Source organism: Rhodococcus sp. NyZ502 (genome assembly GCF_041464245.1).
GTDB classification, from domain to species: Bacteria; Actinomycetota; Actinomycetes; order Mycobacteriales; family Mycobacteriaceae; genus Rhodococcus_F; species Rhodococcus_F qingshengii.
Genome location: NZ_CP167155.1, coordinates 3949072 through 3965785, shown reverse-complemented (window position 1 = coordinate 3965785; position 16714 = coordinate 3949072). Strand labels below are relative to the sequence as shown.

The following is a 16714-nucleotide window of genomic DNA, read 5'->3' as shown; positions in this document are numbered from 1 at the left end:
ACCCGCCGTGTTGCGGGCTACTTTCAGATCTACTCCCGAAGATCACCGGTGGGGCGGATCTTGACGCTTACTTGACGCGCCGCCGAACGAGGTTGACGCGGCTCTGACGTCCTCGACTTACTGTGCTCGCCGGCGCTTCCATCCGAACCAACCGAGCACCGCGAGCAATGCCACCGCGGCGCCTCCGCCGATGACCGTCGATCGGTCGGCGGACACACCAACGGACGGAGTTCCGCCGGCACTCGGGGCGTAACCGGCGCCGTACACGGACTCGACCGCCGCTTGGATGTCGAACCCGGTTTCGGTAGCCGGCCCGCAGCTGTGCCCCTCGTGCTCGGCGTCGACGTCGTACGGCGCAGAAACGAACATCAGCTGCTCGGTGCCGAGCACGTAGCTTGTGCCACAACCGTTCCCGTTCGCGAGTGTCCCCACCGACGTCACCGATGCCAGATCGCCCTTGTAGACCCGGCTGACGTCGAACAGGTAGGTGTCCTCGAGCCCGTCCGAAGTTTTCTCCGTCGGAGTCCCGAGGAAAACGGTGCTGGAGACGCTCACGGCTTCTTCCGGGGTAGCCGATGATGCGCACGAACATGCATTCGCTGCCGTGGGCAGCAGTAAGGGCAACCCTCCGGTCAAAAGAAGGATTGCCCCGACTGCCAGTGTTCTTCGCATCGCCATTAACCGACTATATGGTCTGCTATGGCCTGCTCTGAGAAGTTTGAGTGAATCAGCCGCCAAGCTTCTTGTAGAACGTGCCCACGATCGGCGCAACGACGGCACGCGGGCTGTAACCGCCCGCGACGGACATCGCCTTGCTCAAGATGCCCGGTACGACGCGCATCTTGTTCTCGGCCAGGCCGTCGAGCGAGACCTTGGCGGTGTACTCGCTCGAGATCCAGAAGAAGTCCGGGACGAGCTTGTCGACGATCGACGCTTCGGCCGGGTCCGGGGTTTCGGTGCGTACGGGGCCTGGGGCGAGCAGGGTGACGTTCACTCCGGTGCCCTTGAGTTCACCTCGCAACGATTCCGCAAAGGTGTTCACGAACGCCTTGGTGGCTGCGTACGTCGCGTTGTTGGGGATCGGCATGTTGCCGGCCGCGGACCCGACCATCAGGATGGCTCCGGACTTGCGCGCGAGCATGCCGGGCAGCACGGCCAGCGTGAGATCGTGCACTGCAACGGCGTTGAGCTCGACCTGGTCGCGCTCGTAGGCCGGGTCCAGCTCGGCGATCGGCCCGAAGGTGGCGATACCGGCGTTGTTGCACAGGATGCTGATGTCGCGGCCACCGAGTTCCTCGACCAGAACGGCACGCGCCGCGCTGTCGGAGAGGTCCGATGCACGGACCTCCACCTCGACGCCGTGCGCGGCGCGAAGCTTCTCGGCGAGGGCCTCCATGACCTCGCCACGACGGGCAACGAGGATCAGGGAGTGTCCGCGTGATGCCAGATCAGCGGCCAGTGCCTCTCCGATGCCGGAGGAGGCGCCGGTCACTACGGCGCGGGCTGTGGTTGTGGGTGTCGGCAGGCTCACGATCAGTCAGCGTAGCCGGTCAGATCTTCGCGGCCAGTCGTGTGCCCTGTTCGATGGCACGCTTGGCGTCGAGTTCGCCAGCGACATCCGCGCCGCCGATGATGTGGGTCACCACACCCGCGACGGTCAGTTCGTCCACGAGATCGCGAACCGACTCCTGCCCGGCGCAGATGACGATGGTGTCGACCTCGAGAAGTCGGGGCTTCTCGTGCTTCTCACCGAAGGTGATATGCAGGCCGGCGTCGTCGATGCGCTCGTAGTTGACGCCCGAGAGCTCGTGGACGCCCTTGTTCTTGAGGGCCGCCCGGTGGACCCAGCCGGTGGTCTTCGCGAGGCCGGCGCCGATGCGTCCTGGCTTGCGTTGGAGGAGATAGACCTCCCGCTCGGAGAGCTCTGGTACCGGAGTGGTGAGAGCGCCCGGGGCCATTTCGGGCTCGGTGACGCCCCATTCCTGCTTCCACTCCTTGAGATGAAGAGTGGGGGAAGTGGGGTGCGTGAGGAATTCGCTCACGTCGACGCCGATGCCGCCGGCACCGATGACGGCGACGGACTTGCCGACGGGCTTGCCCTCTCGGACGACCTCGGCGTAGGTCAGCACCTTCGGGTTCTCGATGCCGGGGATCTTGGGAACCCGCGGCGTCACGCCGGTGGCAACCACGACTTCGTCGAAGGAGCCGATGAGATCTGCCGGTGCGACGCGGGTTTCGAGCTTGACCGTCACTCCGGCCACGTCCAGCATGCGGGTGTAGTAGCGAATGGTCTCGGCGAACTCTTCCTTACCCGGAATGAGCTGTGCGATCCCGAATTGCCCGCCGATCTTGTCCGAGGCCTCGAACAACGTGACCGAATGACCACGCTGAGCAAGATTGAGTGCTGCGGAAAGTCCGGCAGGACCGGCGCCGACGACGGCGAGATTCTTGGTCCGCCGAGTGGGGGAGAGGATCAGCGTGGTCTCACGGCCCGCGCGCGGATTGAGCAGGCAGGAGACCTGCTTGTGAACGAAGGCGTGGTCGAGGCAGGCTTGGTTGCAGGCAATGCACGTGTTGATCTCGTCGGACGCTCCGCGTTCTGCCTTGTTCACCCAGTCGGGATCGGCGAGCATCGGCCTGGCCATCGAAATCAACTGCGCGTCACCGCGGTTGAGGATCTCTTCGGCAGTCTCGGGCATGTTGATCCGATTCGAGGCGGCTACCGGAATGTCGACGTGCTTCTCGAGCTTGCTCGTGATGTCCACGAAGGCTGCTCGGGGAACCGAGGTGACGATGGTGGGCACCCGTGACTCGTGCCATCCGATGTCGGTGTTGATGATCGTGGCGCCGGCAGCTTCGACTTCCTTTGCCAACGAGACGATTTCATCCCAGGTCTGACCGCCCTCGACCAGGTCTGCCATCGACAACCGGAACACGATGATGAAGTTCGGGCCGACGGCCTTGCGTGTGCGTCGCACGATTTCGACTGCCATGCGTCGACGGTTCTCGGAACTGCCGCCCCACTGGTCGGTGCGCTTGTTCGTGCGCTCGCAGAGGAACTGGTTGATGAAGTAGCCCTCACCGCCCATGATTTCGACGCCGTCGTAACCCGCGGACTTGGCCAGACGCGCGCAGCGAACGTAGTTGCGGATCTGCCAACGCACCCCACGGCCGGTCAGCTTGCGCGGACGGAACGGATTGATGGGGGCCTTGATCGACGACGCGGAGACACTGAACGGCTGGTAGCTGTAGCGACCGGCGTGCAGGATCTGCATGGCGATCTTTCCACCCGCGTCGTGAACCGCCTTGGTGATCCGGCGGTGACGGCGCGCTTCGATGCGGTTGGTCAGCTTGGCGCCGAAGGGTAAGAGCCAACCGGTGCGGTTGGGCGCGTAGCCGCCGGTGATGATCAAGCCGACTCCGCCACGGGCACGTTCGGCGAAGTACTCGGCCAAGCGGTCGGTGTCCTTCGCGCGATCTTCGAGGCCGGTGTGGATCGATCCCATGACGACGCGGTTCTTCAGCGTCGTGAATCCGAGGTCGAGCGGTTCGAGCAGGCGGGGGAACTGTGTATCCGTCATGACTGAAGATGTCCTTCCGTGGCGTACTCGCCAGTGTCTTCGGTGGCGGGCTCGCCAGTGTCTTCGGTGGCGTACTCGCCGGTGTCTTCGATGGCGTACTCGCCAGTGGGCAATGCGTCCAGAACTTCCTGGCACCAGTCGGTGAATCCTTCTTCGACGCGGATGCCGCCGCGAAGTACGAGGTACTGGTGCAGTGAAGAGCCGGAAAGCGCTGCTGGATTGGGGAAGTCACGCTTTTCGATGAGTCGGTAGACGTCGAGGCGGGCGGCGTGGCCCTCGCGGTGGCGAGCGACTTCGCGTCGTAGAGCGGGGAGATCGGCGTGCGCAGCGGCCCTGATCTTGATGGCCAACTCGTTGCGCAGGTGGTTCGGTTCGGACGGCTCTGCGATCCATCGGGTCAGTTCGGCGCGGCCGGCATCGCTGACGCGGTACATCTTCTTGTCCGGTCGGCCGTCCTGCGCGATGGCTTCCACCTCCACCCAGCCTGCCTCGTCCATTCGCTTGAGGACTCGGTAGATCTGCTGGTGCGTCGCGCTGTGGAAGAAGCCGATCGACTTGTCGAACCGGCGTGTGAGGTCGTATCCCGACGCATCCTGTTCGGAAAGGGAGACGAGCAACGCATGTTCGAGTGCCATGGAAAAAGTATCTATGCACTCAGGTGCGTATGCAACTAAGTGCGTACTAACTCGGGTGCATAGAGCGTCTTGTATGTCGACTTCGGAGAGAGGCGCCGAGTCGCCCGCGCGCAGTTAGGCTTCGCCGTATGAGCGCCGAGTCCACGAGCACGCAGGCAGAGCCACCCGCAGGCATCGGCGGTGCGGCCACGAAGAGTCAAGTGTTCGCATGGGGGCTGTGGGATTGGGGATCGGCCGCATTCAACGCAGTGATCCTCACGTTCGTCTTCTCGGTTTATCTCACCGACGCGGTCGGTGACGACCTTCCCGGCACGATTTCGGCAACTACGTGGCTCAGCTGGGCACTCGGAATCGCCGGCTTCTTCATCGCGATTCTCGCTCCGATCACCGGACAACGTTTCGATGCGTCGGGTCAACGTAAACTCTCGCTCGCGATACTGACCGGCATCACCGTGCTCTCGATGGCGGGCCTCTACTTCGTCGAAGACAACTACCGCTATCTGTGGCTCGGATTGGTTCTGCTCGCAATCGGTTCGGTGATCTTCGAACTGGCCGGCGTTCCCTACAACGCCATGATGCGGCAGGTGTCGACACCGGAGAATCTGGGTAGAGTCTCCGGCTTCGGCTGGGCCATGGGATATTTCGGCGGAATCGTGCTGCTGTTGCTGTGCTACTTCGGGTTCATCGTCGGCGACGGCGACACTCGGGGATTCCTCGGATTGACCACCGACGGCGGCATGAACATCCGGATGGTGGCACTGCTGGCTGCAGTGTGGTTCGCGGTCTTCGCGATTCCGGTGTTCTTCAAGGTTCCCGAGTTGCCCAGCCCCGCGGTCGATCCGGGAGCGTCCAAGGCCGGGTTCCTCGACTCCTATCGGGTGTTGTGGCGCGATCTGCGCGAACTCTGGAACGTCGACAGGCGCACGATCTGGTACCTGATCGCGAGCGCGCTCTTTCGTGACGGTCTCGCGGGCGTGTTCACCTTCGGAGCCGTGCTGGCTGTCAACGTCTACGGAATCAGTGCGGCCGACGTGCTGTTGTTCGGTGTTGCGGCCAACGTGATTTCCGCAATCGGTGCATTGGTGGCCGGACGTTTCGACGATCGGATCGGACCGAAACAGGTCATCACCGTCTCGCTGGCGTCGATGATCGTGGTCGGCGCGATCCTGATCGCGGTGTCAGGGCCGGTGATGTTCTGGATCTTCGGTCTCGCGCTCTGCCTCTTCGTCGGGCCCGCTCAGTCTTCGGCACGAACCTTCCTGGCGCGCATCACCCCGCCTGGGCGTGAAGGTCAGATGTTCGGCCTGTATGCGACCACAGGCCGAGCAGTGTCGTTTTTGGCACCGACACTGTTCGGCCTGTTCGCATGGCTCTTCGGTGCAGACCGTGCCGGCATCATCGGACTGCTGGTGGTTCTCGGCGTCGGCCTTGCCGCATTGTCGATGGTGAAAGCGCCGGAAGGGGACAGTGCGCTTCCCGTCAATCCTTGAAGTAGACCAACTGGTGTGTCGTAGCGAGCAATGCGCCGTCACTGCCCCAAATTTCGGCCGACTGATCGAAGTATCCGTTTCCGAACCGTTGGGTCCGCGCCGTTCCCAGGACGGAATTGTCTGCCTGTTCGGTCAGCGTCTGAGCGTCGGCGTGGAAGTAGATGGTCATCGAGACCGTTCCAGCCGGAGCCATCTTGCCTCGGCGCAAGAAGACTCGTGGGAAGAAGACATCGCACAGTGCGGTCAGCGACGTGAAGTCGAGAGCGCGTGCCGGTTGATCGCGCACCCAGAGTGTCGTGGTCGAGTCGGGATGCTCGCCCGACTCCAGGTCGGGGATCGCACCCTCGACAAAGCGCATCTCGTAGTTCTGTGCCCAGGCGATGAACTCGGGGAACGGCAGCAGCGTAACGTCTTCGGCCGACGGAACTTCCGGCATCGTGATCTCGGTAGACGACCAGGTTTCACGCCTGGTACCGAACACTGCCGTCGCGGTAGTGGCGACGGTTCCGTCCTGAGACAGTTCGATGGACCAGTGCTGCGTCGAGCGGTTGGTGCGCACCGGCCGGGCGGAGATCTCGAAGGCGCCCTCGGTGATCGGACCGGCAAAGTTGACGGTCAACGACAGCGGATCGCCGAGGCGTTCGGGGTGCTTCAGTACGGATTCGAGCAACGTGGCAGCGGTGACGCCGCCGAACGGCCCGACCATGTTGTTGTACGCCGGTTTGGTCTCGCCGGTCGACAAGCCGGCGGTGAGTGGCGTCAATCCGACAGCAGCGTCGAAAGGATGGGGTGGTGCAACGGTCTCGGTCATCGCAGAACTCCTGGTGATGGAATCAATTCGGCTCTATGTATGACAACATACATAGAGCCGAATTCGTCGCGGCGATCAGGATCCTGCACGTGCGAGGATCGCCTCGGCCAACTCTTCGGCTCGCTCTTCCGGAATCCAGTGACTTCCGCCGTCGAGCACGACGAACTCGTAGGGGGCGTCCACGAATTCACCACAGCGTTCTGCGCCTGCGCGGCCGAGCGCTGTGTCGCCGGTGCTCCAGACATACGTGGTCGGCACGGTGGTGCGATCGATATCGCCGAAGTCGCGGGTCATCGCGCGGTACCAGTTCAAGGCGCCGGTCAGCGCGCCCTCCCCGCTCAGGACACGAATGTGCTCGTCGGCGAATTCAGGATCGATCTGGCCGTCGAACATGGCGCGCAGCCGGCGAAAGTTGTCCTCCGACAACACTTCCTCGGCTTTGCCCTCCTGTCGGAGAAGTCCGATGTACGACGAGCGTTGTTTTTGGTCCTCGTCCTCGCGGAGTGCCCAGCCGAAGGCGGTGGGGTGGGGGACCGAGATCGCGGTCAGACTGCGGATCCGGTTCGGATGGCGACCGGCGACCTGCCAGGCGACCGCCGAACCCCAGTCGTGGCCGACCAGATGCGCGTCGGACAGGCCGAGTGCGTCGAGCAATCCGACGACGTCGGCTACCAGGTGCTCGATCTTGTAGGCATCCACCCCTTCGGGGCGTGCGCCGGCGGAGTAACCGCGCTGATTCGGTGCGATAACGCGGTAGCCCGCTGCGGTGAGCAGTGGTGTGACCTTGCCCCAGGATGCGGCGCTCTCCGGGAAGCCGTGCAGCGCTACCAGCGGAATGCCGTCGTCCGGGCCCGAGATCAGTACGTCGAAGGTGAGGTCGCCAACGGGGATTTCGTATGTACTCGTGGAAGACATGACTCTCACCGTACGTCGAAAAGGTGAACCCGAGGTCAGTTTCGAGGTGGATTCCAGGTGGCCATTCCGAGCATGATGACTCGCAGTTGCTTCTCGGCTCGTGTGATGACGGCGGCTTCGTCGCGATACCCGGCCGTCCCGGCGTCCAGCAGTTCGACGACAGCGCTGAACATCGTCGAGACGATCAGGTCGGCAGCCATTTCCAGATCGTCCGACGACCAGCTTTCCAGTCCGGCAATTCTGGAGAGGTCGATGGTCAGTTCGCTGACGAACAACCGCATTTCAGTGGCTATCGCACGTCGTACCTCACTGACGCCGCTGTAGCGTTCGCGGCAGAGGAACCGAAACTGTCGCTCGTGTGTATGCACTTGTCGCACAAGGATGCCCAGTGACGGAGCGGCGTCCTTGGTGCTGGGATTACGCCTTGCGTCGCGCAGCATCTGGCGCAACATGCGCATGCTCTCTTCGACGAGGACGACACCGACGTCCTCCAGTGAAGCGAAGTGGCGGTAGAACGCAGTCGGAACGATCCCGGCTTCCCTGGCTACCTCTCGCAAGCTGATTCCGGCGAAGCCCCGATCGGCCGAGAGGTCCATGGCAGTGTCCAGGAGCGCTTGGCGTGTGCGTTCCTTCTTTGCGGCACGACTTTCCGGCTCCCTGTTGTCGGGTTCCCTGCGCTCTGGGTTCACCGGTCCGGCCTTCGTCACGACGTCGAGTGTAGGTACAGGCATTCCGGCTCCTTTCGGCAACTCGTGTAACTCGGATCACATTCTTGTTGACATGTACTTGTGTGCACCTGTCACACTATCTTCGGTGAACATTTGTACACTGAATTCACGCAGTCGGGGGAAGCTAGCGCAGCAATCGAGATACCCGGCAATCGAAGTACGAGGAGGGTCATGACAATCGCATCTGCTCCTGAGAACACGACACCGAAGTCCACACCTCGGCGCGGACTGTCCTTGGTGGGACTGATCGAAGCCATGGCTGCTCCACATCAGATCGACCGATACCTCGAGTTGGTCAACCCGATGGCGACCGTTCGTGACATTCGCGCGCAGGTTGTCGCTGTCGACCATCCGACGGCTGACTCCGTCACTCTCACGCTGCGCCCGACGCGCCAGTGGCGCGGTTTTCAGGCGGGCCAGTTCGTGCAGTTGGGCGTGGTGATCGACGGTGTTCGTCACACTCGCTGCTACTCGCCGGCCGGGGGCGCGTCTACGCGCAGCGGGCTGATCGAGCTCACCGTCAAAGCCCATCCGGGTGGCTTGGTGTCGCAGTATCTGTACGCCAACGCAGCGCCCGGGCTCGTTGTCAGCCTCTCGCAGGCAGACGGGGTGTTCTCCCTTCCCGGCGACCGCCCGCGTCGGGTGTTGTTGATCAGTGGCGGCAGTGGAATCACCCCGGTCATGTCGATGCTTCGGACGCTGGTGGAGGAGCAGCACTCGGGCGAGATCGTGTTCGTGCATTACGCGAACACCGATGCCGACGTGGCGTACACGCGCGCGCTGAAGACCATCGCCGAGCAGAACCCGAACGTGAAACTGGTACTCGTGTACACCGAAAGCGGTGGAGGTGACCTCGAAGGTTTCTTCGATCGCGGGCACCTCGACGCGGTGGCTCCTTGGATCGCCGATCCGGACACGATCGACGCTCAGGCTTATCTCTGCGGACCTCCCGGACTGATGCGGGGAGTGCGTGAGGTGTTCCGTGAGGTCGACGTCGAGCACTTGCTCAACACCGAGGAGTTCGCGCCGGCGGTGGCCGAGCCGGGGGAGGCCGGCGGCGAGGTGTCATTCACCAAAAGTGGGGTGGCGGCCGAGAACTCCGGCGAAACACTTCTCGAACAAGCAGAAGCTGCGGGCCTCAATCCCGAGTACGGATGCCGGATGGGAATCTGCTTCTCCTGCACCTCCGTCAAGAAGGCGGGCCGTACCCGAAACGTGCGCACCGGTGAGACAGACGACGAGCCGGACAAGAAGATCCAGCTGTGCGTCAGTGCTCCCGTCGGCGACGTCACCGTCGACATCTGAAGTCCCATTTTCCACACGACTGTCTGGAGACCGACATGTTTGGACTTTCACTTCCCACCCTCCCGTTCCTCGGCAACGGTTCCGATGCGAAGGACGACGCTCCCGTCGTCCTGACGTACGAGCAGGTCGAGGAGATCGGCCGCGAGTTGGACGCATTGCGCGATCGCACCGTCGCCTCGCTCGGAGCGGAGGATCGGGAGTACATCTACAAGATCATCAAGGCTCAGCGCGGGTTCGAGGTCGCAGGTCGCGGCTTGATGTACCTCGGCTTCCTGCCTCCGGTGTGGCTCGCGGCAGTCGGTGCATTGAGCGTGTCCAAGATCCTCGACAACATGGAGATCGGCCACAACGTCATGCACGGTCAGTACGACTGGATGCGTGAACCAGGGCTCAATTCCGAAGTCTTCGAATGGGATACGGTGTGCCCGGCCGACCAGTGGCGTCACTCGCACAACTACATGCATCACACGTACACCAATATTCTCGGCAAAGACCGTGACATCGGATACGGCATCCTGCGTATCGACGACGCGCAGAAGTGGAACCCCTATTACCTCGGTAATCCGGTCTGGGCCTTCGCCTTGATGGTGCTCTTCGAGTGGGGCGTGATGATGCACGATCTCGAGATCGAGAACGTCATCCAGGGCAAACGCAAGTGGCACGACGTCAAGCCGCTCCTGAAGGGCTGGTGGAACAAGGCGGGCAAGCAAGTCCTCAAGGACTACGTCATCTTCCCGGTTCTCACGGGGCCGCTGTTCGTGACCACTCTCGCGGGGAATGTCACCGCCAACCTGGTCCGGAACGTGTGGACGTACTCGATCATCTTCTGTGGCCATTTCCCCACCGGTGTCCAGAGTTTCACCGAGGACGAGACGGCCGACGAGACTCGCGGGCAGTGGTACGTGCGTCAGATGCTCGGCAGCGCCAACATCGAGGGAAGCCCGCTCTTCCACATCATGTCCGGCAACCTCTCGCACCAGATCGAGCACCACCTGTTCCCGGACCTGCCTGCGCATCGTTATCCGGAACTCGCTCCCCAGGTGAAAGAATTGTGCGGGAAGTACGGTTTGCCGTACAACACCGGTGGGTTCTTCAAGCAGATCGGTTCGGTATGGGGCAAGATCTTCAAGCTCGCTCTTCCGCCCGGTTTGGTCAAGTCGACGACCCCTCCCGGTGTTATCGTCGAGCGCCAGCGAACTGCAGCCTGAGAGGCACACACTGATGGTCGGGAAATTCGAACGCCGCAAGGACACGGTCCAGGAACTGACCGAAAGTGCAGCCAACCACGTGGGCTCGATCGCGATGATCATCGCCGGGGCCGTTCGAGACGTGACGCGCGAGATCGGCGACTGGGTGTCCGACGGAATCGAGATGCGTGAAGCAGCGAAAAAGGCTGCAGCTGACGATCGTTCGGAGTCCGTGACCATCGAGCACGACGACAGCGATCCACCTGAAGACTGGCGTTGATTCACCGCGGCGGACGGCCTGATCGCGTAACCGCGAGCCGTCTCGCCTGAACGACCGCGTTGCCCTCCGTCACAGATGACGGAGGGCAACGCGGGTTTCGTGGACTGCCTCGGCGGCCGAAGACGCGGATCGAACGCCGATCACAAGTGAGGTCCTAAGCAGCGCTGCCGAGGCTCGCCGAGTCGAAGCTGCCGAGCCCGGTGCTACCGAGACCGCTGCTACCGACTCCGCCCAGTGCGAGTGCATTGCTGCTGCCCGCGCTCAGTAGCTGGACGATGATGTTGATGACGATGGGGTCGCCGGTGAGCGGAATTGTAGGCACAGGGGGACCTGCTTTCTGTTTCGAGATGTGGTGAGAAGGTGAGCGGCGACGGGATCGTCGACGTGGTCAGGCGGGCTGTTTCAGCCACTTCCGGTGCTGCCGAGCGACACGATGGAGCCGTTGCCGAAGCCGAGTGCTCGGGAGAGTGAGCCGAAGTCGATGACCAGGCTGCCCAGGGTGTGCTGGTTTATCACGGTGGTTCCTGTCTGTGCCGCGACTGTGTGATGCGAGCGGGTAAGTCGATCAGGGAGCAGGCGTCGTGGGAGTTTCGCCGCCGCCGCCAATCGGAGAGTTGTCGGTGTAGAGGAAACTGCTGCCGGCGTTGAACATCTGTAGGACGGTGTTCAAGACGACGGCCAAAGCGCCTGTGGTTGGTGCGGCGATCATGTGCTTGCTCCTGGTTTCAGCGGTGGCGACGTGGTGGTCACCGTGGTCACCGCCATCACAGTGTCAGGCGGCTTGGAGCGGGCCCTGTGCGAGAGATTCTCTCGCACAGGGCCCGAGATTCGTCCTAGGAGACGCCGCCGCCATCCGTCGAGCCCGTGCCGGTGCTGCCCGCGTTGAAGAGCTGCAGGATGGTGTCGAAGAAGGCACCGAGGAGAGCGTTATCCTGGCCGTTGATCATGTGTTTCCCCTTAATTGTTACTGGTTTGCGCGGTGATTCGCACCACACTTTTATAGCCCGGTTCGGAGCGGAAAAGTGGGGTCCAGGCGCCACACGTGGACAGCTAATAGCGAGGATGTGAGTGTTCACATTTTCGCTGGACGATTGTCCACATCAGTGCTTGCGAAGGTCAGCGAGATCATGGCAGCGCGCAGTTTGAGCAGTTCAGAGGGCAGGGCCGGATCCAATCCGGTCAGGGTTGCGATGCGCTTGATTCGATTGTCGACGGTGTTGGTGTGCAGGCCGAGCGCCGACGCGGTGCGCTGACGATGCTGGCCGTTGGCGAGATGTATGGACAATGTCTGCAGCAGTTCCGGATTGCCGTCGAGTGGCTTGAGAAGATTGATCAAGCTGTCGCGGCCTGCGCCACCCCGAGTGAGTTGATACTCGAGCGCGAGGTCTTCCATTCGGTAGGACCGCGCCGGCAGTCTCAGGCGCCGCACGAGTTGCGCCAATTCGTGAGTGGTTGCTTGGGCGGCGGCGATATCTCGTACCGCGGCGTTCTCGGCGATTGCTGTGATCTCCACCCCGACCGTTGCGCGTGCGCGTTGGATGACCTCGCACACTGTTCCCCAGTCGGGTGTGCCCTCGATCAGGACCAGACCACGTTGCGGTGCAGGAGCTTCGAGCAGCGCCGACCCGAAGTGGGCCGCGATTTTCGATTGAGCGACGGAGAGGTCACGGTAGGCCTGTATGCGCTGGTGGTTGCCGTTGCGTGCTCCCGGGCGGATGGGCGGCAGGTTCACCAGGAGCCGCAGGACGAGATAGCGGGGTGCGAGTTCAACGCCCATCTGCAACGCAAGCTGGGTGGGATCGTCGCCGTCCAGCATGGCTTTCACGAGAGCGCCGGCGGAGTATTCCCCGAGTTGGGAACCGGCAGGAAGAGCCGAAAGATAGCTGATCGAGATGAACGAGTGAAGCCGCTGCGCAAGTGCGAACAAGAACTCGTTGAGATCCCCGAGATTGGCGGAGTCCTCGGCGTCGGCCCGGCTGAGGATGAGGGTGCGAAAAGTGCTGATGCCCTCGTTGGTCAAGTTGAGGATCGCGCTGAGTGGCACGCCTTTCAATGCTTGTTGGACGGTCATCGTGTGAATGCCGTCCAACTCTTGGTCGGTGGGAAGTTTGCGGTGATCCAATAGCTGGATCCCCACTTGGAGCCCCTGCACGATCACCGCAATCAGTTCCCGACGTACTGCCTCCGTTTGGAGGGAAGTCAACGTCGGGTTGGCACGGGACAGGTGATCTACGAGATCGCTTGCCAGTGGGATGACGTCGTTGACCGCTGTGGAGGCGGGCTTGCCTCCCAACATGAGCGGTCCCGGGTTGTTCAGCAGCGCTGGGGACATGGGTGGCCTCCTCTAGACAGGTGCGTCGCCTGGCACAGGCACCCGGAGGCTCGGCGCGTTACGAAGCGGGGTACACGCTGAGGCCTTGTTCGGGGGCATACTCGCCGCTGAAATTTGCGGATCGAATTGCGCCAGGCGTTGTGATTTCTACCACATGAACGATCGTCCAACTGTGAAATGGACAAATGTGAAGATAAGTCCATATGCCCCACGCGCTGCGGACCTAAACAATCGTCCACTTACGGTGTTTTTCGACGTCAGAGCGGAAAACGGTTTCGGAGGACACCACGAGTTCCGTCTGGGATCATTGCCGCGCCTACGGTGCTCGTCGCGGGCGATTTGCTCGGAGCAAGCTCGAGGGCCCTGGGTCCTCGCGGACCCAGGGCCCTCGAGGCCTAGGTATTGATTCGACCAGTCCGATGTACGGGAACCGGTTCAGGGTGAAATCACCCTTTTTGTACTGCTGTCTGTGGTGCGGAAATCTCTAGATGACGCCCAGTGAAATCATGGCGTCGGCCACCTTCACGAAGCCGGCAATGTTCGCGCCGTGCACGTAGTCGCCGGGCTTTCCGTACTCGGCAGCGGTGTTGATGGTGCGCTTGTGGATGCCGCGCATGATTCCGGCGAGACGCTCGTCGGTGTACTCGAAGCTCCAGGAATCACGCGAAGCATTCTGCTGCATTTCGAGAGCGGAGGTTGCAACGCCACCGGCGTTGGCCGCCTTGCCGGGTGCGAAGGCTACGTTCGCGTCACGGAAGAGCTGGATGCCACCGGGGGTGGTGGGCATGTTCGCGCCTTCGGCAACGGCCTGAACGCCGTTGGCGATCAAGGTCTTTGCGGCATCTTCGTCGAGCTCGTTCTGAGTCGCGCAGGGGAGTGCGACGTCGCACGGCACGTCCCAGATGGAACCGTCGGCGATGAACTCGGCATGCGGAACTGCGTCGGCGTACTCGCTGATGCGGCCGCGGCGAACTTCCTTGATCTCCTTGAGGAGGTCGAGATCGATGCCCTTCTTGTCCACGATGTATCCCGAGGAATCCGAGCAGGCGATCGCGACGCCGCCGAGCTGGTGGATCTTCTGGATTGCGTAGATGGCGACATTGCCGGATCCGGAGATCACGACGTTCTTGCCTTCGAGGCCTTCACCCTTCGCCTTGAGCATTTCGGCGACGAAGTACGCGACGCCGTAGCCGGTGGCCTCGGTGCGAACCTGCGATCCGCCCCAGGTGATGCCCTTGCCGGTGAGGACGCCCGACTCGTACGTGTTGGTCAGCCGCTTGTACTGACCGAACAGGTAGCCGATCTCGCGACCGCCGACGCCGATGTCGCCGGCCGGAACGTCGGTGTATTCACCGATGTGACGCTGCAGTTCGGTCATGAAGGACTGACAGAAGCGCATGACCTCTGCGTCGGAGCGGCCCTTGGGATCGAAGTCCGAGCCACCCTTGCCGCCGCCGATGGGCAGGCCGGTCAGTGAGTTCTTGAAGATCTGCTCGAAGCCGAGGAACTTCACGATGCCCAGGTTGACGCTGGGGTGGAAGCGCAGGCCGCCCTTGTAGGGGCCGAGTGCACTGTTGTACTGAACGCGGAAGCCACGGTTGACGTGAACGTTGCCCTGGTCGTCGGTCCACGGCACGCGGAAGATGATCTGGCGTTCCGGCTCGCAGAGCCGCTCGATGAGTCCGGCGTCGGCGTAGCGGGGGTGGCGTTCGAGCACTACGTGAAGAGACTCGAAGACCTCTGCGGCGGCCTGATGGAACTCGGGCTCTCCTGCATTGCGAACCAAAACCTGATCGTAAATCTGCGCTACGCGGTCACGTACGGACACCGCTCACCTACCTCGTTGTGAGAACTCTTTTACATTTCCGTTACATACTAGGCGCCTTTATTGCTGTATCGGACAACTGTCCTGTGAAGGTGAAATCGGACACAGCTGTCACTTGTGTCAGTTGAACGGGCGATTTATAACAATTTGCTCAGCTTTCACTCTCTTAACACAGTCCAAATGGTTTGCTTCTGCGGTCGGGGATCACTGTGCCTGTGGTCCGAACGGGAGTCGAAATGATCAGAGGGGCTGCACGTGCGTAAAAAACACTCCATGTCGGCGATGTTGTCGATAGGCGTCGTCACGATTGCCGCGACGATTGCCGCAGCACCGTCTGCGTCGGCGATCGGCGGACCGTGCGGTTCGGGAGGAAGTGGTTCCGCCGGATCGATGACGGGTTCGCTCGGCTCGCTGACCGGATCGCTCGGCAGTGGATCCGCCGGTACCGGCTCCCTCGCCAACGCGCTGCCTTGGATCACCGGCGCCCCCAACGGTGCTCTGCCGGTGCTGACCGGCCGCACCAAGGCGATCGAAATGGTCACTGGCCCAGGCAGTCCCAACAACACCATCGAGCGGTTCAACGTGTCGGGTACCGACCTCGGAATCATGTGGGACAACGGTCTTTCGGGGCCGGATCACGACGTGCTGATGGCATTCGGCGACACGGTGGGCGACTGCGACACCCCTGGTGACGACTGGCGCAGCAACGTATTGTTCCGCAGCAACGACACCGCCATTGCCGACGGGATGAAGATCGACAGTTCTCCTTTGGACGGCCCCAATCATTCCAAGGAGATCATTCCGGGATTCGGCATTCCGGGTGAGTTCACCACCATCCCGACCGCTGGAATCTCTTACGGTGGTGTGCAGTACATCAGATTCATGTCCGTTCGGTCGTGGGACGAACCTGGAGCCTGGACCACCAACTACTCGGCTCTGGCTTTCTCCACGGACAACGGTGAGAACTGGGAACTCGATCCGGCGACAGTTCGCGCCAATACCGAAGGACTTGGCATTCCGGGGATTCCGGCAGTATCGCCGATCAATTCCAACTTCCAGCAGAGCGCCTTCCTCGACGGTCGGGACGGCTACATTTACGAATACGGAACTCCCTCAGGTCGTTTCGGTAAGGCGATCCTGGCGCGAGTGGCCGGCGCCGACATCAGAAATCTCGGCGCCTACGAATACTGGGACGGCTCCGGTTGGAGTCCGCGAGATACCGATGCCGTTCAGGTCATCAAGGCACCGGTCAGTGAACTCGCAGTGCAGTGGAACGACTACCTGAACAAGTACGTTGCCATGTACACCAGTGCCGAGGGCAACCTGGTGATCCGTCAGGCCGACCAACCGCAAGGCCCGTGGAGTGGTACGCAGACCCTGTTGAGTGGAATCACGTTGCCCGCGTTGTACGGCGGATTCATGCACCCGTGGGCGAGCGGACAGTTCCTCGAATTCGTCGCCCCCACGTGGGACCGTTACAACGTCATCTACATGCGGACCGATTTGAACGGACTCCAGATGGCGTCGTCGGATTCGCGCGATCGTCCTGACCCCGCGACCACCGGTGAGGCTCGCGTACTCGAAGTCACGATGCCGGAAGACCGCTAGCCGAGCAAGATTCGACA

At 62.1% G+C, this 16714-nt stretch carries 15 protein-coding genes and 1 pseudogene; 5 read left to right on the top strand and 11 right to left on the bottom strand.

The features are described from left to right. Positions 1-117: 117 nt before the first annotated feature. The 4 genes and pseudogenes from ACBG85_RS18245 to ACBG85_RS18230 form a co-directional block, all read right to left on the bottom strand. Positions 118-555: a hypothetical protein gene (locus tag ACBG85_RS18245; protein WP_372024235.1), complete on the bottom strand. Its 438-nt coding sequence runs from the start codon at positions 553-555 to the stop codon at positions 118-120. A 172-nt stretch (positions 556-727) separates the two neighbouring features. Further along, positions 728-1531 carry a mycolate reductase gene (gene cmrA / locus ACBG85_RS18240; RefSeq protein ID WP_007733327.1) on the bottom strand — a complete coding sequence of 268 codons (804 nt, stop codon included), beginning with the start codon at positions 1529-1531 and terminating at the stop codon, positions 728-730. Between the two features lie 19 nt (positions 1532-1550). Beyond that, positions 1551-3581 carry an NADPH-dependent 2,4-dienoyl-CoA reductase gene (locus tag ACBG85_RS18235; protein WP_007733329.1) on the bottom strand — a complete coding sequence of 677 codons (2031 nt, stop codon included), beginning with the start codon at positions 3579-3581 and terminating at the stop codon, positions 1551-1553. 110 nt (positions 3582-3691) lie between these two features. Further along, a pseudogene (locus ACBG85_RS18230) lies at positions 3692-4216 on the bottom strand (PadR family transcriptional regulator); the annotation flags it as partial. A 128-nt stretch (positions 4217-4344) separates the two neighbouring features. Between ACBG85_RS18230 and ACBG85_RS18225 the strand changes: the two are divergent. Beyond that, positions 4345-5706 (top strand): MFS transporter, encoded by a 1362-nt coding sequence (locus ACBG85_RS18225; RefSeq protein WP_372024232.1) that lies wholly within the window; start codon positions 4345-4347, stop codon positions 5704-5706. Here ACBG85_RS18225 and ACBG85_RS18220 read toward each other — a convergent pair. From ACBG85_RS18220 to ACBG85_RS18210, 3 genes are all read right to left on the bottom strand, one after another. Next, positions 5696-6517 carry an acyl-CoA thioesterase II gene (locus ACBG85_RS18220; protein ID WP_083060078.1) on the bottom strand — a complete coding sequence of 274 codons (822 nt, stop codon included), beginning with the start codon at positions 6515-6517 and terminating at the stop codon, positions 5696-5698. The genes ACBG85_RS18225 and ACBG85_RS18220 overlap by 11 nt on opposite strands. 75 nt (positions 6518-6592) lie before the next feature. Next, entirely contained in the window at positions 6593-7432 is an 840-nt protein-coding gene (locus tag ACBG85_RS18215; protein ID WP_003945355.1) for an alpha/beta fold hydrolase, read from the bottom strand. A gap of 35 nt (positions 7433-7467) precedes the next feature. Continuing rightward, the gene (locus ACBG85_RS18210) at positions 7468-8163 is read right to left on the bottom strand and encodes a TetR family transcriptional regulator (RefSeq protein ID WP_081558060.1); all 696 of its coding nucleotides are present in this window, start codon (positions 8161-8163) and stop codon (positions 7468-7470) included. 168 nt (positions 8164-8331) lie between these two features. On the opposite strand from ACBG85_RS18210, the gene ACBG85_RS18205 reads away from it, so the two are divergent. The 3 genes from ACBG85_RS18205 to ACBG85_RS18195 are packed head-to-tail and all read left to right on the top strand — an operon-like array spanning position 8332 to position 10932. Then, on the top strand, positions 8332-9465 hold the full coding sequence (locus ACBG85_RS18205; protein WP_372024227.1) for a ferredoxin reductase: 1134 nt from the start codon (positions 8332-8334) through the stop codon (positions 9463-9465). Positions 9466-9500: 35 nt separating this feature from the next. Next, complete coding sequence (locus tag ACBG85_RS18200; protein WP_003945297.1) at positions 9501-10673, top strand: acyl-CoA desaturase; 1173 nt, start codon at positions 9501-9503, stop codon at positions 10671-10673. A 13-nt stretch (positions 10674-10686) separates the two neighbouring features. Beyond that, complete coding sequence (locus ACBG85_RS18195; RefSeq protein ID WP_003945295.1) at positions 10687-10932, top strand: hypothetical protein; 246 nt, start codon at positions 10687-10689, stop codon at positions 10930-10932. A 154-nt stretch (positions 10933-11086) separates the two neighbouring features. Here the strand turns inward: ACBG85_RS18195 and ACBG85_RS18190 are convergent, their stop codons facing one another. From ACBG85_RS18190 to gdhA, 4 genes are all read right to left on the bottom strand, one after another. After that, on the bottom strand, positions 11087-11254 hold the full coding sequence (locus tag ACBG85_RS18190; RefSeq protein WP_003945367.1) for a hypothetical protein: 168 nt from the start codon (positions 11252-11254) through the stop codon (positions 11087-11089). Between the two features lie 243 nt (positions 11255-11497). Beyond that, complete coding sequence (locus tag ACBG85_RS18185) at positions 11498-11641, bottom strand: hypothetical protein (protein ID WP_003945326.1); 144 nt, start codon at positions 11639-11641, stop codon at positions 11498-11500. A gap of 363 nt (positions 11642-12004) precedes the next feature. Continuing rightward, the gene (locus tag ACBG85_RS18180; RefSeq protein ID WP_003945374.1) at positions 12005-13264 is read right to left on the bottom strand and encodes a CdaR family transcriptional regulator; all 1260 of its coding nucleotides are present in this window, start codon (positions 13262-13264) and stop codon (positions 12005-12007) included. A 484-nt stretch (positions 13265-13748) separates the two neighbouring features. After that, a complete protein-coding gene (gene gdhA, locus ACBG85_RS18175; protein WP_003945368.1) occupies positions 13749-15092 on the bottom strand; it encodes an NADP-specific glutamate dehydrogenase in 1344 nt (447 codons plus the stop codon). A gap of 270 nt (positions 15093-15362) precedes the next feature. Here gdhA and ACBG85_RS18170 point away from each other — a divergent pair, with 270 nt between their 5' ends. Next, positions 15363-16697: a DUF4185 domain-containing protein gene (locus ACBG85_RS18170; protein WP_372024221.1), complete on the top strand. Its 1335-nt coding sequence runs from the start codon at positions 15363-15365 to the stop codon at positions 16695-16697. Positions 16698-16714 lie beyond the last annotated feature (17 nt).

Coding starts and splice junctions, on each gene's coding strand:
- ACBG85_RS18235 (WP_007733329.1), bottom strand. CDS start 3,581: ATGACGGATACACAGTTCCCCCGCCTGCTCGAACCGCTCGACCTCGGA.
- ACBG85_RS18220 (WP_083060078.1), bottom strand. CDS start 6,517: ATGACCGAGACCGTTGCACCACCCCATCCTTTCGACGCTGCTGTCGGA.
- ACBG85_RS18195 (WP_003945295.1), top strand. CDS start 10,687: ATGGTCGGGAAATTCGAACGCCGCAAGGACACGGTCCAGGAACTGACC.
- ACBG85_RS18170 (WP_372024221.1), top strand. CDS start 15,363: ATGTCGGCGATGTTGTCGATAGGCGTCGTCACGATTGCCGCGACGATT.
- ACBG85_RS18210 (WP_081558060.1), bottom strand. CDS start 8,163: ATGCCTGTACCTACACTCGACGTCGTGACGAAGGCCGGACCGGTGAAC.
- ACBG85_RS18180 (WP_003945374.1), bottom strand. CDS start 13,264: ATGTCCCCAGCGCTGCTGAACAACCCGGGACCGCTCATGTTGGGAGGC.
- ACBG85_RS18225 (WP_372024232.1), top strand. CDS start 4,345: ATGAGCGCCGAGTCCACGAGCACGCAGGCAGAGCCACCCGCAGGCATC.
- ACBG85_RS18200 (WP_003945297.1), top strand. CDS start 9,501: ATGTTTGGACTTTCACTTCCCACCCTCCCGTTCCTCGGCAACGGTTCC.
- ACBG85_RS18215 (WP_003945355.1), bottom strand. CDS start 7,432: ATGTCTTCCACGAGTACATACGAAATCCCCGTTGGCGACCTCACCTTC.
- ACBG85_RS18185 (WP_003945326.1), bottom strand. CDS start 11,641: ATGATCGCCGCACCAACCACAGGCGCTTTGGCCGTCGTCTTGAACACC.
- ACBG85_RS18205 (WP_372024227.1), top strand. CDS start 8,332: ATGACAATCGCATCTGCTCCTGAGAACACGACACCGAAGTCCACACCT.